The organism is Corallococcus praedator, from assembly GCF_003612125.1.
Lineage (GTDB): Bacteria > Myxococcota > Myxococcia > Myxococcales > Myxococcaceae > Corallococcus > Corallococcus praedator.
In genome coordinates this window covers 1-919 of record NZ_RAWI01000789.1, presented here as the reverse complement: position 1 = coordinate 919, position 919 = coordinate 1, and the positions used below count along the sequence as shown (strand labels likewise).

Here is a 919-nt window from a genome sequence, read left to right as displayed (position 1 = left end):
CGGGCGTGTCCAGGGGAGGGGAGGGCATCGCGAAGCGCCAGCGGTGCGCCGCCGCCTCCACCGCGCGCACGTCCGTGCCCAGGGCCCGGGCGAACGCCTCCACGAGCTTCGGAGCCACCTCCTCCGGCGTCTCCTCCAGGTGCGCCGCGCTGTACTCCGGCGACCCGTGCAGCACCCACCGCTCACCCGTCGCTCGTCCCGGCTTGCTCGCCTCGCGGGACACCCAGGACAACGGCGAGTCGTTCACGAACGCCCCATCGAGCCCCAGCGCCATGGGCGCCTCGAACCGGGCCATCACCGCCCAGCACGGAGACAGCCGCGCCCCCTTCGCCTGATCCGCCAGCGCGGGCGCCCCCGCCAACAGGGGCACCGCTTGCGGAGCGGGAACCGCGGCCACCACGACCTCCGCCAGCCCCAGGTCCTCGCCCGAATCCGACGTCAGCCGCCACGCCGCCCCGTCCCGGGCCACCCGCTCCACCCGGACACCGCTCCGGACGTCCAGCCCTTCCGCGAGCGCCTTCGCCACCGAGTTCATCCCCGGCGCGCCCACGTACCGCACGGACTCCTTCGCCGAAGGCGTCACCGTCCCGCGCTCCAGCGTCCCGATGCGGCCCTGCCACTCCGCCGCGTCCCCCTGCGCCACCCACGCCTCCACCTGCGCCATGAAGAGCGGATCCCTCGCCGTGAAGTACTGCGCCCCAGGGTCGAACGTGCCGCCGTCCGGATTCCGCCGCGTGGACAACCGCCCTCCCGGCCCACGGCCCTTGTCCAGCACGCGCACCGGGAAGCCCGCACCCGTGAGCACCCGGGCCAGCGTCAGCCCCGACACGCCCGCCCCGATGACGGCCACGCGAGGCAGGGGACCATCACGGCGGGGCAACAGGTCATCCAGAACGCGGGAGGCGGGCATGGTCCGGGT

At 75.0% G+C, this 919-nt stretch carries 1 protein-coding gene; it reads right to left on the bottom strand.

Translation table 11 applies throughout. From position 1 onward, the window contains the following. The coding region (locus D7Y13_RS41765) for an NAD(P)/FAD-dependent oxidoreductase (RefSeq protein WP_244222476.1) at positions 1–880 on the bottom strand (880 nt) is incomplete at its 3' end. Between the last annotated feature and the right edge of the window lie 39 nt (positions 881–919).